Here is a 14,980-nt window from a genome sequence, read left to right as displayed (position 1 = left end):
CGGCGGTCAGTGCTTCTCGGGGTGACCGAACTCGTCGATCGGACCGTCGTGGTGGTCGAGCTTGTTGGCCTTGCGCAGCGAACGGTTGGCGACGTCGCGGTAGCTGAACACCACGTAGCCGAGGACGAGGAACGCGATGGCGAAGACGCCGGCGATGACCGGGGCCGGGGCGATCAGCGGTGCGAGTTCTTCGTGGGCTTCGGCGAGCAGCAGCGAGGCGTCGAGCATGGGTTCTCCCGTTCAGGCGGTGACGATCGTCGGTCAGTCTACCCGCGCACCTGGCCCTGGCCCCGCACGACCCATTTGGTGCTCGTGAGTTCGGCGAGCCCCATCGGTCCGCGGGCGTGGAGCTTCTGGGTCGAGATGCCGACCTCGGCCCCGAAACCGAACTCGCCGCCGTCGGTGAAGCGGGTCGAGGCGTTGACCATGACGACCGCGCTGTCGACCCCGGCGAGGAACCGCTCGGCGGTCGCCAGGTCGTTGGTCACGATGGACTCGGTGTGGTGGGTCGACCACCGGGCGATGTGGGCCATGGCCTCGTCGACGTCGGCCACGACCCGGACCGCGAGGTCGAGCCCCATGTACTCGGTCGCCCAGTCGTCGTCGGTCGCCGGCACGCCGTCCGGGAACACCTCGAGCGTGCGCCGGTCGCCGTGGATCGTCACCCCGGAGGCGCGCAGGGCACCCAGCACCGGTGGCAGCAGGCGGTCCGCCGCCTCACGGTGGACGAGCAGCGTCTCGAGCGCGTTGCACACGCTCGGCCGCTGCACCTTGGCGTTCTGCACGATGTCGACGGCCCACCCCTCGTCGGCGCTGGCGTCGAGGAAGACGTGCACGACCCCGGCGCCGGTCTCGATGACCGGCACCGTCGACTCGCGGACGACGGTGTCGATCAGGTCGGCGCTGCCCCGGGGGATCAGCACGTCGACCAGCCCTCGCGCGCGCATCAGCTCACCGGCTCCGTCACGACCGAACTCGTCGATGGTGACGACCGCGTCGGCGGGCAGCCCCACCTCGGACAGGGCCTCGCGCATGACCTCGACCAACACGCGGTTGGACTGCTGCGCCGCGCTGCCGCCGCGCAGGACGGCCGCGTTGCCGCTCTTCAGGGCGAGCGCCGCGATGTCGACCGTCACGTTGGGCCGGGCCTCGTAGATCGCGCCCACCACACCGAACGGCACGCGGACCTGGTCGAGGCGCAGCCCGTTCGGCAGCACCTTGCCCCGCACCGACTCGCCGACCGGGTCGACGAGCGAGGCCACCAGCTCGGTGGCCGACGCGAGCCCGGCCAGCCGCCCGGAGTCGAGTCGCAAGCGATCCTGCAACGACGCACCGACGCCGTTCTCGCGCGCGTTCGCCAGGTCGAGTTCGTTGGCCGCGACGATGCGGTCGACGTTCGCGACCAGGGCGGCCGCGACGGCCCGCAGTCCCGCGTCCTTGCGGTCGGCCGTCGCGGTGGCGAGCACGCGCGAGGCGGCCTTGGCGGCGGTCAGCTTGTCGGTGAGCGACGGGGCCGGGGCATCGATGAGCGACATGCACGAAGCCTATGCGCCGCTCCCCCGTCCCGCGAGGCCGCCGACGATCGCCGGCGGTCACCCCGACGACACCCGGGAGGCGCGGGTCAGGCCGGTCGCTCGCCCTGGGACCCGGCGTCCCCCGCCGCAGGTCCCGACCCCGCGGCTCCCGCCGCCTCGAAGAAGGTGCCGACCTGCTCGCCCGCGAGGGCCCGGGCGACGTTGCCGGTGCTCGTCACGAGGACGGGTGTGCCGGCCTCGGCCGCGAACCGGGCGGCCGCGACCTTCGTGCCCGCGCCTCCGGTCCCGACGCCGGCCGCGCCGGCCTCGCCGAAGGTGACCCCGGCGAGCTCGTCGCCGAAGGGCACGTCGACGAGGGCGACGGCGCCGGGTTCGTGCGGCGGTCGGGTGTACAGGGCGTCGACGTCACTGAGCAGCACGAGCGCGTCGGCACCGATCAGCTGCGACACCAGCGCCGCGAGCCGGTCGTTGTCGCCGAAGCGGATCTCGTGGGTGGCGACGGTGTCGTTCTCGTTGACGATCGGCAGGATGCGCAGCTCGAGCAGGCGCTCCATGGCGCGCTGGGCGTTGCTGCGGTGGGTGGGGTTCTGCATGTCTCCCGCCGTCAAGAGCACCTGCCCGGCCACGATGCCGTAGCGGCGCAGACTCTGCTGGTAGCGGTAGATGAGGACGTTCTGCCCGACGGCGGCGGCCGCCTGTTGGGTCGCGAGGTCGGTCGGACGGGAGTCGACCCGCAGGTGCGGCAGGCCCGTGGCGATGGCTCCCGACGAGACGAGCACCACCTGAGCGCCACGACCGTACGTCGCGGCGAGGGCGTCGACCAACGGCTCGATCTGGCCCGCGTTGTCACCGCTGATCGACGACGAGCCGACCTTGACCACGATGCGACGGGCCGTGCCGAGGCCGGCGCGGTCGACGACGCCCCCGGTCACGCCCGCTCGTCGCCTTCGACGTCGTCGCCCTCTTTCACCAGGAACCCCTCGTCGTCGGTCCACAGGCCGGCGGCGCGTTCGCGCTGGAGCTCGGCGCGGGCCTCGGCCTTGGCGTCCATGCGCTCGAAGTACTCTTCACGACGCTGGTTGCGGGTCGGACGGTCGTTCTGGATCAGGCGCGGGTCGGTGCCACGGGCGCTCGTCATCAGCTCGGCCGTCGAGGTGAGGGTGGGCTCCCAGTCGAAGACGATGCCGCCCTCGGGGCCGATGACGACCGTCGAACCGGCCTGCGCGCCGGCTTTGAACAGGGCGTCCTCGACGCCGATGGCGTTGAGCCGGTCGGCGAGGTAACCCACGGCCTCTTCGTTGTTGAAGTCGGTCTGCACGACCCAGCGCTCGGGCTTCTGGCCCAGGATGCGGTACACGTTGCCGTACGTGCCGCCCTCGACCCTGATGACGAAGGGCTTCTCGTTGACGGCGCGGGGGCGCATGACGATGCGAGGAGGCGCGGGGCGCGCCGCGATCTCGGCCCGGCTGGCCTCGACGACCTCGGCCAGGGCGAAGGACAGGTTGCGCAGGCCCTCGTGGCTCACGGCGGAGATCTCGAAGACCCGGTAGCCGCGGGCCTCGAGCTCGGGCGTGACGAAGTCGGCCAGCTCGCGACCGTCGGGCACGTCGACCTTGTTGAGCGCGATCAGCTGCGGGCGCTCGAGCAGCGGCTTCTGGCCGTCGGGGACGGGATAGGCCTCGAGTTCGCGCAGGATCACGTCGAGGTCGGTCAGCGGGTCGCGGCCCGGGTCGAGGGTCGCGCAGTCGAGGACGTGCAGCAGCGCCGAGCAGCGCTCGACGTGGCGCAGGAACTCGAGCCCGAGCCCCTTGCCCTCGCTGGCACCCTCGATCAGCCCGGGGACGTCGGCGACCGTGTAGCGCGTGTCACCCGACTCGACGACGCCGAGGTTGGGGTGCAGCGTCGTGAAGGGGTAGTCGGCGATCTTCGGCTTCGCGGCCGACAGGGCGGCGACGAGGCTCGACTTGCCGGCCGACGGGTAGCCCACCAGCGCGATGTCGGCGACGACCTTGAGTTCGAGCAGCACGTCCCCGGCCCAGCCGGGGGTGCCCAGCAGGGCGAAGCCGGGGGCCTTGCGCTTGGTCGACGAGAGGGCCGCGTTGCCGAGGCCCCCGATGCCGCCCTCGGCGGCGACGTAGCGCATGCCGGGCTCGACCATGTCGATCAGCTCGGTGCCGTCGGCGGACTTGACGACCGTGCCCACGGGGACGACGAGCTCGAGGGTCTCGCCGTTGGTGCCGGCACGGTGGTCTCCCATGCCGAAGCCGCCGTTGTCGCTGGACCGGTGGGGGGCTCGGTGGAATCCGAGCAGCGTCGTGACCCCGCTGTCGCTGACGATGACGACGTCGCCGCCGTGACCGCCGTTGCCGCCGTCGGGGCCGGCCAGCGGCTTGAACTTCTCGCGCTTGACGGACACGCAGCCGTTGCCGCCGTTGCCGGCGCGGAGGTGGAGGGTCACTTGGTCGACGAATGTGGCCATGAGGTGCTTGATCTCTTTGTCTGTGCGTGCCGGTGCGAGCTGCCCGGGTCAAACACGTCTGGGGCGAGCAGGAAGCTCGCCCCAGACGGTGCGACCCGCGAGGGGCCGCCGATGCGGGTCGTGTGTCGACGCCGCGTGGTCGTGCTAGACCGTCGCCGTCGCGGAGGCGACGATGTTGACGACCTTGCGGCCGCCCTTGGCGCCGAACTCGACCGCGCCGGGGGCGAGGGCGAACAGCGTGTCGTCGCCGCCACGGCCGACGTTGACGCCGGGGTGGAAGTGGGTGCCGCGCTGGCGGACGATGATCTCGCCGGCGAGGACGACCTGGCCGCCGAAGCGCTTCACGCCGAGGCGCTGCGCGTTCGAGTCACGACCGTTGCGGGTGGACGATGCGCCCTTTTTGTGTGCCATGTGTTCTCAGCCCCTGGTTCAGTTGATCGAGGTGATCTTGACGCGGGTCAGGTCGGCACGGAAGCCCATGCGACGCTTGTAACCGGTCTTGTTCTTGTAGTTCTGGATGACGATCTTCGGGCCGCGCAGGTCGTTCAGGACCTCGGCGGTCACGGTGATCTTCGCCAGGTCGTCGGCGGCCGAGGTGACCGCGTCACCGTCGACGTGCAGGACGGCGGGAAGGGTGATGGCGTCGCCTTCGGCGGCCTTGAGGCGATCGAGGGTGACGATCGTGCCGACCTCGACCTTCTCCTGCCGACCACCGGCGCGCACGACTGCGTAGACCATGACTGTTCCTTAAGAGTTGGGGGTGTCCGGCACGACACGGCCTCGAGCCTGCGCGCACCAACCGCCCATCGTACAGGGGGCCGCTGGGGCCGTCAACGCGTCCGCCGGCCGGCCCCGCGCCTCCTCCGCTCGGGGACTCGCGCGCCCGTCGGCGGGCCGACGACTAGCATCCAGGGCGTGATCCTGATCGACGAGGCCGTGTGGCCGGCCCACGACACCCTGTGGGCACACCTGGTGAGCGACGACTCGTACGACGAGTTGCACGCCTTCGCCGCCCGTCACGGCATCCCCCGCCGGGGGTTCGACCACGACCACTACGACGTGCCCGAGTCACGACGGGCCGATTTGATCGCCGGGGGCGCCGTCGCCGTGACGGGCCTCGACCTCGCCCGCCGTCTCGAGCGCAGCGGACTGCGGGTGTCCCAGCGGGTCAAACGCGGTCTCACGTCCTGAGCCACCCGTCCACTCGGGCGACCCCGCCCCCGCACGGTCACCAGGTGGTGTCGAAGCCCTCGTAGCTGGCCACGACCGCCCCCGACGCGATGTCGACGATGGTGGTCGTGACCCCGTGGGCCACGGGGTCGATCGTGTACGAGTAGTCCGTGGGCGTCGTCGCGTCCCCGACCGACTGGACCGCCAGGTACTGCCCGTTCGGGGAGACGTCGAAGCCCTCGATCACACCCGTCGCACTCGGGGGCTTCCAGAGCGTCCGCGACGTGGTGCCGTCGTCGGCGACCACGAGCGTGCGGTAGGTGAGCCCGTCGTCGGACGGCACCGACACCTGCTGGACGACATGGTCGGAGTCGAGGGCCACGAGGGGCCCGGCGAACGGGAGGACCCCGTCGACCGGGGCGGGCGCGCGAGGGCGCTCGTCCCCCGTCGCGAGGTCGACGACCATGGACGCGATGGCCGACGCGGCGATCAGGGTGGTGCCGTCGAGCGAGACACCCTGCAGCAGCGAGTACGTGCCGACCGGGCGGACCGGGTCGACTCCCGAGAGGTCGATCACGCTCACCGAGTCGTCGACGGCCTGGACGACGACGACGTCCTCACCCGGCACGAAGGCCCAGTCGGCCGGTTCGACGGGCTGCCCGGAGAGTCCGAGGACCGGCGCCACCGCCCGCTGCCCCTGCAAGGGCAGCGTGTAGAGCGTCTCGACGTCCGAGCCCGTGGGACGGAACGAGAACGCCAGCGTCGTGGTGGCTCGGTCGGCCGCGAAGCGCGTGATCAGGCCCGGCTGGTCGGGCACGGGGAGGGTCTCGACGGCGGCCCCGTCGAGCGAGACCAGGCTGAGGCTGCTCTGCGTCCCGTCGTCCGTGACGACCGCGACCGCCGAGTCGAACACCTCGTAGGCCTGGATGCGCGGCGCCGACCAGACGGTCGTGCGATCGGAGCCCCGCAGCCCGGCTCGTTCGATGCGGTCGTCGGCCCCGCCCGTACCCCGCACGAGCCGGTACAGCGTCGCCGGGGGCGTGCTGAACCGCGCCTCCAGGGTCGAGGTCTGTCGTTGGTAGACGCTCGAGACGCCGCCGATGCGGACGTGGTAGTCGGTGTCGTAGGCGAGCCGGCCGGTGAAGGTCACCGCGACCACGTCGCCCGAGGTCTGCACCGTGAACGCGGCCGCGGGCGTCACGACCACCTGCGAGGCGTCGACGTGGGCGAGCGCCTGGTTGGCGAACACCCGCAGCTGTTGGCCGGGACGTTCGACCACAGCCGTCGTGTCGACCTGCGTCTCGCCCGCCTTCGGACCCTGGAAGTAGGTCAGCCCGACGAAGGCGGCGCAGACCACCGCCAGAGCGGTGACGACGGCGATCCATCGCGTGCGCCAGCGGGCACCGGCCTCACGGGCGTCCTGCTCGGTGAGGAACACGGGGTCGGACGCGAACGGGTCGGGCGTGGCCCCTCCCGTCGTGCCCCGGCCCCGCCCGCCCTCAGTAGAGGTACGGGTCACTGGGCTGTCCCACGGTCGTCACGTCGTCGGGCACGAGGGCGACGGGGTCCTGGCTCGAGCTGCTGCGGTTGGTGTCGAAGCCACCCGTGACCTCGACCCAGTCGTCGGCGGCGACCTGGTCCTGCCACCCCGGCAGGTAGACCGGCACGCCGACGGGTTGGGCGTCGACCGCGCAGCACGTGATGACGAAGCGCGACACGTAGAACACATCGTCGGGGTCGGTGTCGGACGGCGTGACGAAACCGACGACGTCGGCGGTCTTGCCCTCGTAGAAGGCGAGGTCGGTCGTCTGCCTCAGCAGGCCGGCCCAGTCCAGGACGCTGAACGACCGGTAGGCGTCCGAGGAGGCGCCGGTCGCGTCGGCCACGGTCGTGCGGTCGAGCGCCGCGGTCGACGAGTTCACGTCGCGCTGGCCGGCCGTGGCACTGGTGAGGGTCGCCGGGGGCAGGGCGACGACGGCGATCGCGATGGCGGCGGTGACGGCGACGCCCGCCGAGAAGGCGAGGCGGCGGGCACCCGTGGCGACCGGTCGGCGGCGGCGCGGGCGGAACCCGTCCTCGACCGCGGGCACCTCGGCCGCGTCGCGACGCCCGTCGTGGTCGTGGCCATGGCCGGCGTCGTGGTCGTGGCCGTCGTGCGCGTCGTCGCCCCGGACGGGCGAGAACGCCAGCGTGGCCAGCGACAACGCGATGCCGATCAGGATCATCACGACCGTGAAGACGTCGTACCGGGGGTGGATGTACAGCACGAGCTGGCCGGTCGCGGCGAGCCAGAGGGTGGCGACGCCGACGACGAGCGTCAGCAGCACCCCCTGCCACCGGTCGAGCAGTCGGCGCCAGGGGCCGGGAGCAGGGCTAGGCGACATAGTTGACCACCAGTCCGATCGCGGCACTCGTCAGGGCCACCACGAGGGTGACCTGCCCGAGCACCTTGGGTGTGTAGGTCGTCCTCAGCAGGGCCAGCATCTTGACGTCGATGATGGGGCCGAAGACGAGGAAGGCGGCGATGCCGCCGGGCATGAACGTCGAGGCGAACGGCAACACGAAGAACGCGTCGACGTTCGAGCAGATCGAGATGACGAAGGCCAGCACCATCATCGCCAGCACCGACCAGACGGGGTTGCTGCCGAGCGTCACGAGCACCGACCGCGGCACGATCGTCTGGATCGCGCCGGCGATGGCCGCACCGATGAAGAGCGCCGGCATCATGGTCGACATCTCGCGGCGGAACAGGTCGACGCTCTTCGCCGTGCGACCCCGCCCGTGCGCATGGCCGTCGTCGACCCGGCACTCGGCCGCGAACGAGGAGGTGAGCAGGCTCTGCTGGTTCGGGTGCTTGCTGAACAGCCAGCCGATCAGGTTCGCGATGACGAACCCGCCGATCAGCCGCGCCACGAGGATGCCGTTGTCCCACCCGAACGCCTGGTGCGTGGTGATGATCGTGATCGGGTTCAGGATCGGCGCCGCCAGCAGGAAGGTCATGGACTCCGAGACCGTGAAGCCCTTGAGCACGAGCCCGCGCGCCAACGGCACGTTGCCGCACTCGCAGACCGGCAGGAACATGCCGAGGAACGAGATGACCGCCCGACGGGGCAGCCCCCTCTTCGGCAGCCAGGACGAGAAGAACGCCTGCGGCAGCCACTCCTGCACGATGATCGACAGCACGATGCCGAGCAGGACGAACGGCATGGACTCGACGATGACGCTGATGGTCAGCGTGACGAAGTCCTGCAGCGCGTTCGGCAGCAGCCCCGGGCCGAGCAGGGGTGAGGCGAGGCGGACCGCCACGAGGACGCCGAGCACGAGCCCACCGGCCACGAGCAAGGGGACGCGCGACGGAGCCCGGCGCGCACGACGACCGACGCCGTGCTCGGTGCGCTCGGTGCGCTCCTGGACGGGAGCGCTCACCGGTCGTCCTCGCTCGGACCGGTGGGGGGCGCGAAGCGCGACCAGTCTTCCGGCGCGGGGGCCGGGTGCGCCGGTACGACGGGACGCTCGGGCGGGGCGACGGGGGCCGACGGTCCCGCGGCAACGGTCGTCGGGACGCGGGTGAGCCGGTCGTCCGCGACGGCAGGAGGCGCGGTGTGGTCCTCGGCGTCGGTCGCGTCGTCGCCCGCCCCGGCCTCGGCGACCCGGGGCGTGGGCTCGACCGCCCAGACCTCGTCACCGTCGCCGCCGCCCAGCCACAGTCGGGCGAGCACGGCGCCGGCGACGAGCAGGGCCGTGTCGACGATGCCGGCCGACAGCGGGATGGTCGTCAGGTAGAGGGCGAGGTTCACCCAGGTGCCGCCGTCGATCGAGAGCACGATGCCCGGGACGATTCCGACGACCGCCAGCGCGATCGTCCCGACGCCGCCCGCGACGACCGCGTGGCGGATCACCGTCCGGAGGTCGGACCGCGGCGTCAGCGGCCGGACGGCAACGAGCACGACGAACGAGGCGACGTAGAACGGGAACGGGTAGAGCACGAAGCTGCCCAGGAACTGCCCGACCGGCGTCGCGACGAACCCACTGGGGAACGCCGTCACCGAGAAGCCGACCGCCGACCCGACGAGGGCGACGAGACCGAGGGCGAAGCGGGCCACCAGGACGACGACGAGGGCCGTGCCCGCCACGAGCAGACGTTCGCGCCCCTCGGGCCCCGAGGCCGAGACGGACGCAGCCCGGAACCTCGACCTGACGGTCGGGGTTCCGGGCTGGGTCAGAGGCACGAAGTCACCCTAGACGACTCACAGATCGTCGGAGCTGACCCCCACGCCCAGGATGAACGGCCCGGACTCGCCGGACGTCGTCGGCTCGGCCGGAGCCGCCGCGGTCGTTCCCTGGCTGGAGGCGCGGCGCGAACGCGAACGCCCCTGTCCGGGCTGCTTCGGCTCGGGCAACGCACCCAACACCGAGTCGAGCAGCTGCTCGGCGTCCTGGCTGCTGATGCGACGCGGCTCGCGACGCGTGGTCGCCACGGGGATGTCGAGGATCGCGACCGTGGCGTCCGGGGTCGAGACCGTGGCCGACGAGCGGCGACGCTCCGTGGTCTTCGCGACCGGCGCCTCCGTAGGTTCGTCGACGGGTGCGGCCTCGGCAGCGGCCGGGGCCGACCGCTCGGCCGGGGCCGCCGCGGGGATCTCGATGACGCCGGCGCTCGAGTCGGTGGTCGTCGACTCGGCGCGTGCCGACTCGGCGCGCGCCGACTCGTCGGTGGTCTCGCCAGCCTCGCGGGCGGCGCGGGACGAACCACGGCGACCCTTGCGGCCCGAACGACCGCGACGGCCGTCGTCCGCGGTGTCACCGGCGGCCTCGGCAGACGGCTCGACCTTCGTGGCACCCGCCGCTGCGGCGTCGATGGCGGCCTCGACGGCCGCCGCGGCCTGGCTGGCCGCGTCGTCGTCCTTGACGCCGCCTTCTTCGGCGTGGGCGATGGTGCTCGCCGCGATGCGCGAGAGGGCGTTCTTCACGTCGTCGGTGATGGCGTGGGTGCCCGTCGTGGGGTGCGCCCCACCGGTCGGCGCCGAGGGGCCGCCGCGACCGGACTGGGGCCCGGTGCCCGCACCGGCGCCCGTGTTGTGGCCGTTGCCGCCCGACTTGCCGGACCCGCCCGCCTGGCCGCCCCGTCGGCGATCGCCCTGCTGGCCGCCCTTGCGGGGCTGCTGCTCCTGGACGCGCGCGGCGCTGCCGGCCTCGGAGAACGACTCGGCCAGGCCGAGGCCCAGCTTCTTGCGCGTCATCTGGACGAGCCCGAGCGACGTGACCTCGGCGACCTGGTGCTTGGTGCGGTCGCGGCTGAGGCACTCGACCAGGCGACGCAGCACGAGGTCGCGGTTGGACTCGAGCACCATGTCGATGAAGTCGACGACGATGATGCCGCCGATGTCGCGCAGACGCAGCTGACGGACGATCTCTTCGGCAGCCTCGAGGTTGTTCTTGGTGACCGTCTCTTCGAGGTTGCCGCCCGAGCCGACGAACTTGCCGGTGTTGACGTCGACGACGGTCATCGCCTCGGTGCGGTCGATGACGAGCGAACCGCCCGAGGGCAGCCAGACCTTGCGGTCGAGCGCCTTCTCGATCTGCTCGTTGAGGCGGTACTCGTCGAAGGCGTCCTTGTCGCCCTCGTAGCGCTTGACGCGGTCCATGAGGTCGGGGGCCACGGCCGCCAGGTAGGACTGCAGCGTCTCGAACGCCTCGTCGCCGTCGATGACCATCTCGTGGAAGTCCTCGTTGAAGACGTCGCGCACGATCTTGATCAGCAGGTCGGGCTCGGAGTGCAGCTGGTTCGGGGCGTTGCCCGCCGCGACCTTCTTCTCGATGTCGGCCCACTGGTTCGTGAGGCGCTTGACGTCGAGGGTCAGCTGCTCTTCGGTCGCACCCTCGGCCGCCGTGCGCACGATGACGCCGGTGTTCTCGGGCAGGGCCTCTTTGAGGATCTTCTTGAGACGCGCACGCTCGGTGTCGGGCAGCTTGCGGCTGATGCCGTTCATCGAGCCGTTGGGCACGTAGACGAGGTAGCGACCCGGCAGCGAGATCTGGCTCGTGAGACGAGCGCCCTTGTGGCCGACGGGGTCCTTCGTGACCTGGACGAGCACGCGGTCGCCGGGCTTGAGGGCCAGCTCGATGCGACGGGGCTGGTTGCCCGTCGACAGGGAGTCCCAGTCGACCTCGCCCGAGTAGAGGACGGCGTTGCGGCCACGTCCGATGTCGACGAAGGCGGCTTCCATGCTGGGCAACACGTTCTGCACGCGACCGAGGTAGACGTTGCCGATGAGCGACACGTTCTGCGCCTTGGCGACGTAGTGCTCGGCCAGGGTGCCGTCCTCCATCACGCCGATCTCGATGCGGTCGCCCGACGAGCGGACGATCATCTTGCGGTCGACGCTCTCGCGACGGGCGAGGAACTCGGCCTCGGTGATGACGGTGCGGCGGCGCCCGGCGTCGCGGCCGTCGCGGCGACGCTGCTTCTTCGCCTCGAGACGCGTCGAACCCTTGATGCGCTGCGGCTCGGTGATGAGCTCCGCCTGGCGGGGCGCACGGTCGCGATCACGACCACGGGTCTCGGAGTCGCGCTCTTCGCGGTCCTGCGAGCGGCCGCGCTGACGGCGGCGCGAGGCGGGCTGCTGCTCGCGGTCGTCGCGCTCGTCACGGTCGTCGCGCTCGTCACGGTCGTCGTCGCCATCGCGGTCGTCGTCCCACGAATCGTCGCGGTCGTACCGGTCGTCGCGATCGTCGCGCTGTCGTCGCCCGGGGCGTGCCGGCAGGACGGTGATCTCGGGTGCGTGGAAGATCAGCGACGTGGTCGTCAGGTTCGCCGGGATCGGCGACGCGGACGACTCGTCATCGGCCTGGGCCGGCTGGGCCGCCGCGGCGACGAACGCCTCGGCGACGGCGTCGGTGGTGATTGGCTCGGAGGTCGGGGCCTGGGCCGCGACCTGCTCGTCGGTGGTCTCGGTCTCGTGGGTCACGGGTGATGCCTCCTGGGCGTCGTCTGTCGTCCGGACGGGTGAAGGGAGTGCTGGCTGCTGCGCGGCCGGGGTCGTCGCCGAGGCGGCGTCGACCGCCGCCTGGCGAGCCCTCAGGCCTGCGAACAATCCCCTTCTCTTCTTCGGACGTCCGTCGTTGTCTGTGTTGTCGTTCACCACTTGCGGTGCGCTCCTCGCCCCGCCGAGGCCATGCCGTCGGCAGGAATTCTCGTGTCGTGGTCGGGCGGTGACGTGGCACCTGCCCCTGACCACCGCGCCCTCTCACGGCGCGCCTTGTCGGACACGTCACGTTCGGTCACCCGGGGTGTCGACCGACCTGCGGTCGTCGCCCTCGGTGTCGTTCGTCGACGTGCTGTTCTTCGTGTCGCTCTTGCTGGTTCGGAACTGGCCATCCGACGATGAGCGCCTGCGCTCTGGCCCGGTTTCGGCTCGACCTGGTCGAGAACGCGATCTCTCGCGTCACGACGACGGCCGGCAGTGCCCGGTAAGCCTGGATCTCGGGGCCTGGGCCCCACGACTGGCTCGATTATCGCACGCCCACGCCGGGGTGGGGTCAAAGCGGACGCCTCGACGGCCCGTGCGATACTGCTGAGCGTGACCGTCGAGACGCCTCGGGCCGTGACCCTGCCCACCGGCCGCACCCCGTTCGTGGCCGCCGTGCTGCTGATCGTCTCCGGTCTCGGCGGCCTGGTCGGTGCCTTCGCCCTCACCCTCGACAAGTTCCGGCTGCTCGAGAACCCGGGCGCGGCGCTCGGCTGCGACGTCAACCCGTTCGTGGGCTGCTCGCCGGTCATCAACAGCTGGCAGGCCTCGCTCTTCGGCTTCCCCAATCCGATCCTCGGCCTGATCGGCTTCGCCGCCCCCGTGGCGGTGGGCCTGGGCCTCCTCGCCGGCGCCCGCTTCGCTCGGTGGTTCTGGCTGGCGTTCAACCTCGGGCTGCTGCTCGCCTGGGTCTTCGTCACCTGGCTCTTCACGCAGACGGTGTTCGTCATCGGCGCGCTCTGCCCGTGGTGCATGCTCGTCTGGCTCTTCACCATCCCACTGTTCTGGGTGTTCACGGTGTGGGGCGCGGCTCGGGGCGTCACCGTCCCCGAGGGGCCGCTCCAGCGGGCGGCGGCACGGTTCCTCCCCTACTCGTGGGTGCTGCCGGTGCTCAACTACATCGTCGTCGCCACGACCATCGTCGTCGTGTTCCCGCTGCTGCTGCCGACGTTGTTCGGGTGACCCGCGCCTCCTCTCGTCCCCGGCGCGGTCGCGCCGACACCGCGCGTCGCACTCAGGGTGCTCCCAGCAGAATCCAGGACGGCCTCGCCAGTCTGGTCCGACGACCCCCGAGCCACGACGAGGACTGATGACGCCACCCACCGACTCCCCCGCCAGCAAGAAGGAACGCCGAGAGGCGGCCCGCGAGAAGGCCCGCATCACCCGTGAGGCCGAGGCCCGACGGCGCCGACGCAACAAGTGGCTCCTGCAGGGCGGCCTGGTCGTCGGCGTGGTGGCCGTCCTCGCCATCGTCGCCCTCGTCATCACGCAGTCGATCAAGCCGGCCGGTCCCGGCCCCGCGAACATGGCGAGCGACGGCCTCGTGCTCGAGGGCTCGAACGGGGCGGTCACCGCCGTCCCTAGCGGCGCCCTCGCGGCCGACGCGACGCCGACCCCGGCCCCGAGCGCCTCCGGTGACGTGCCGTCGATCGTGGTCTACCTCGACTACATGTGCCCGTTCTGCGGCCAGTTCGACACGACGAACGCCCAGCAGCTCGACGAAGCCGTCTCGAGCGGCGCTGCGACGCTGGCGATCCACCCCATCGGGTTCCTCGACAACGCCTCGCAGGGCAGCCGGTACTCGACCCGGGCCGCCAACGCCTTCGCCTGCGTCGCCAACTACGAGCCCGACAAGGCGCTCGACGTCAACACGGCCCTGTTCGCGCAACAGCCCGAAGAGAACACCCGGGGCCTGACGAACGACGAGCTCGTCACCCTGGTGCAGGGTGCCGGGGCGACCGACGACCAGATCCCCTCGTGCATCAAGGGCGGTGACTTCGAGGACTGGGTCGCCTCGGCCACCCAGCGGGCGCTGAACGACCCGATCCCGAACTCGTCGCTCGACAAGCTCGCGAGCACCCCGCTCGTCCTGGTGAACGGCCAGCAGTACCAGGGTTCGCTGACCGACGCCAGCACCTTCGCCCAGTTCGTCGCCGAGGTGCAGAACGGCGCCTCGACCGACGACACCAGCACGGGCGAGACCGAGGGATCGACGGCGACGCCGACCCCCTGACCACGCGAGCCGTCGACGCGACCGAGCCCGCGCCTCCTGAATCGATCAGGAGGCGCGGGCTCGGTGGTCTCCGGCGTCACGCCGGCGGGTGGTTCAGAACCAGAGGGCCAGCTCTCGCGCGGCACTCTCGGGGCTGTCGCTGCCGTGCACCAGGTTCTGCTGCACCTTCAGGCCCCAGTCGCGGCCGAGGTCGCCCCGGATCGTGCCGGGAGCCGCGGTCGTGGGGTCGGTCGTGCCGGCCAACGAGCGGAAGCCCGCGATGACGGCGTTGCCGGCGATCCGCAGCGCGACGGTCGGGCCGCTCTGCATGAACTCGACGAGGGGCTCGTAGAAGGGCTTGCCCACGTGCTCCTCGTAGTGCTTCGCGAGCAGGTCGCGGTCGGCCTGCACGAGGCGGACGTCGACGAGCGAGTACCCCTTGGCCTCGATGCGGCGCAGGATCTCGCCGGTCAGGCCGCGGGCGACGCCGTCGGGCTTGACGAGGACGAGGGTTTCTTCGAGATCGGACATTGCTCCTCTTTCGGTGGGTGGCGGG

Annotated in this window: 15 protein-coding genes; 3 read left to right on the top strand and 12 right to left on the bottom strand. The window is 71.4% G+C overall.

Annotated features, from left to right (window positions below; all coding sequences use genetic code 11):
* Positions 1 to 6: 6 nt before the first annotated feature.
* From SJY14_RS07190 to rplU, 6 genes are all read right to left on the bottom strand, one after another.
* Entirely contained in the window at positions 7 to 228 is a 222-nt protein-coding gene (locus tag SJY14_RS07190) for a hypothetical protein (RefSeq protein ID WP_043597092.1), read from the bottom strand.
* A gap of 38 nt (positions 229 to 266) precedes the next feature.
* Positions 267 to 1,535 (bottom strand): glutamate-5-semialdehyde dehydrogenase, encoded by a 1,269-nt coding sequence (locus tag SJY14_RS07185; RefSeq protein WP_396600165.1) that lies wholly within the window; start codon positions 1,533 to 1,535, stop codon positions 267 to 269.
* Positions 1,536 to 1,621: 86 nt separating this feature from the next.
* On the bottom strand, positions 1,622 to 2,467 hold the full coding sequence (proB, locus tag SJY14_RS07180) for a glutamate 5-kinase (RefSeq protein WP_396600164.1): 846 nt from the start codon (positions 2,465 to 2,467) through the stop codon (positions 1,622 to 1,624).
* The gene (gene obgE, locus SJY14_RS07175) at positions 2,464 to 4,014 is read right to left on the bottom strand and encodes a GTPase ObgE (protein ID WP_071256617.1); all 1,551 of its coding nucleotides are present in this window, start codon (positions 4,012 to 4,014) and stop codon (positions 2,464 to 2,466) included. Before obgE ends, proB begins: the two co-directional genes overlap by 4 nt.
* A 144-nt stretch (positions 4,015 to 4,158) precedes the next feature.
* Positions 4,159 to 4,425, bottom strand: a complete 267-nt coding sequence (gene rpmA / locus SJY14_RS07170; protein ID WP_071256618.1) for a 50S ribosomal protein L27 — start codon at positions 4,423 to 4,425, stop codon at positions 4,159 to 4,161.
* A gap of 18 nt (positions 4,426 to 4,443) precedes the next feature.
* A complete protein-coding gene (gene rplU / locus SJY14_RS07165) occupies positions 4,444 to 4,752 on the bottom strand; it encodes a 50S ribosomal protein L21 (protein WP_071256619.1) in 309 nt (102 codons plus the stop codon).
* Between the two features lie 177 nt (positions 4,753 to 4,929).
* Here rplU and SJY14_RS07160 point away from each other — a divergent pair, with 177 nt between their 5' ends.
* Positions 4,930 to 5,205, top strand: a complete 276-nt coding sequence (locus SJY14_RS07160) for a DUF4031 domain-containing protein (protein ID WP_369825321.1) — start codon at positions 4,930 to 4,932, stop codon at positions 5,203 to 5,205.
* 37 nt (positions 5,206 to 5,242) lie between these two features.
* Here the strand turns inward: SJY14_RS07160 and SJY14_RS07155 are convergent, their stop codons facing one another.
* The 5 genes from SJY14_RS07155 to SJY14_RS07135 form a co-directional block, all read right to left on the bottom strand.
* Positions 5,243 to 6,622 carry a hypothetical protein gene (locus SJY14_RS07155; RefSeq protein ID WP_071256620.1) on the bottom strand — a complete coding sequence of 460 codons (1,380 nt, stop codon included), beginning with the start codon at positions 6,620 to 6,622 and terminating at the stop codon, positions 5,243 to 5,245.
* A 61-nt stretch (positions 6,623 to 6,683) separates the two neighbouring features.
* Positions 6,684 to 7,568, bottom strand: a complete 885-nt coding sequence (locus tag SJY14_RS07150; RefSeq protein ID WP_083396432.1) for a TIGR03943 family putative permease subunit — start codon at positions 7,566 to 7,568, stop codon at positions 6,684 to 6,686.
* The gene (locus tag SJY14_RS07145; protein WP_071256622.1) at positions 7,558 to 8,610 is read right to left on the bottom strand and encodes a permease; all 1,053 of its coding nucleotides are present in this window, start codon (positions 8,608 to 8,610) and stop codon (positions 7,558 to 7,560) included. The genes SJY14_RS07150 and SJY14_RS07145 overlap by 11 nt, the downstream gene beginning before the upstream one ends.
* Positions 8,607 to 9,413 (bottom strand): hypothetical protein, encoded by an 807-nt coding sequence (locus SJY14_RS07140; protein ID WP_071256623.1) that lies wholly within the window; start codon positions 9,411 to 9,413, stop codon positions 8,607 to 8,609. The genes SJY14_RS07145 and SJY14_RS07140 overlap by 4 nt, the downstream gene beginning before the upstream one ends.
* An 18-nt stretch (positions 9,414 to 9,431) precedes the next feature.
* The gene (locus tag SJY14_RS07135) at positions 9,432 to 12,278 is read right to left on the bottom strand and encodes an Rne/Rng family ribonuclease (RefSeq protein WP_255364280.1); all 2,847 of its coding nucleotides are present in this window, start codon (positions 12,276 to 12,278) and stop codon (positions 9,432 to 9,434) included.
* Between the two features lie 486 nt (positions 12,279 to 12,764).
* Between SJY14_RS07135 and SJY14_RS07130 the strand changes: the two genes are divergently transcribed.
* Together SJY14_RS07130 and SJY14_RS07125 are read left to right on the top strand one after the other, a co-directional pair.
* Entirely contained in the window at positions 12,765 to 13,394 is a 630-nt protein-coding gene (locus tag SJY14_RS07130; RefSeq protein WP_255364281.1) for a vitamin K epoxide reductase family protein, read from the top strand.
* 127 nt (positions 13,395 to 13,521) lie between these two features.
* A complete protein-coding gene (locus tag SJY14_RS07125; RefSeq protein WP_054145971.1) occupies positions 13,522 to 14,445 on the top strand; it encodes a thioredoxin domain-containing protein in 924 nt (307 codons plus the stop codon).
* Between the two features lie 93 nt (positions 14,446 to 14,538).
* Here SJY14_RS07125 and ndk read toward each other — a convergent pair whose 3' ends face one another.
* Positions 14,539 to 14,955, bottom strand: a complete 417-nt coding sequence (ndk, locus tag SJY14_RS07120) for a nucleoside-diphosphate kinase (RefSeq protein WP_055973686.1) — start codon at positions 14,953 to 14,955, stop codon at positions 14,539 to 14,541.
* Between the last annotated feature and the right edge of the window lie 25 nt (positions 14,956 to 14,980).

The sequence above is a fragment of the Frigoribacterium sp. R86507 genome (assembly GCF_044597695.1).
Taxonomy (GTDB): domain Bacteria; phylum Actinomycetota; class Actinomycetes; order Actinomycetales; family Microbacteriaceae; genus Frigoribacterium.
Note: the sequence above shows the minus strand (reverse complement) of the source record. Positions and strands in the feature narration are given on the sequence as shown.

Excerpts from the sequence above, each read along its gene's own strand:
- SJY14_RS07190 (WP_043597092.1), bottom strand. The coding sequence starts at position 228 with ATGCTCGACGCCTCGCTGCTGCTCGCCGAAGCCCACGAAGAACTCGCA.
- SJY14_RS07185 (WP_396600165.1), bottom strand. The coding sequence starts at position 1,535 with ATGTCGCTCATCGATGCCCCGGCCCCGTCGCTCACCGACAAGCTGACC.
- obgE (WP_071256617.1), bottom strand. The coding sequence starts at position 4,014 with ATGGCCACATTCGTCGACCAAGTGACCCTCCACCTCCGCGCCGGCAAC.
- rpmA (WP_071256618.1), bottom strand. The coding sequence starts at position 4,425 with ATGGCACACAAAAAGGGCGCATCGTCCACCCGCAACGGTCGTGACTCG.
- rplU (WP_071256619.1), bottom strand. The coding sequence starts at position 4,752 with ATGGTCTACGCAGTCGTGCGCGCCGGTGGTCGGCAGGAGAAGGTCGAG.
- SJY14_RS07150 (WP_083396432.1), bottom strand. The coding sequence starts at position 7,568 with ATGTCGCCTAGCCCTGCTCCCGGCCCCTGGCGCCGACTGCTCGACCGG.
- SJY14_RS07125 (WP_054145971.1), top strand. The coding sequence starts at position 13,522 with ATGACGCCACCCACCGACTCCCCCGCCAGCAAGAAGGAACGCCGAGAG.
- ndk (WP_055973686.1), bottom strand. The coding sequence starts at position 14,955 with ATGTCCGATCTCGAAGAAACCCTCGTCCTCGTCAAGCCCGACGGCGTC.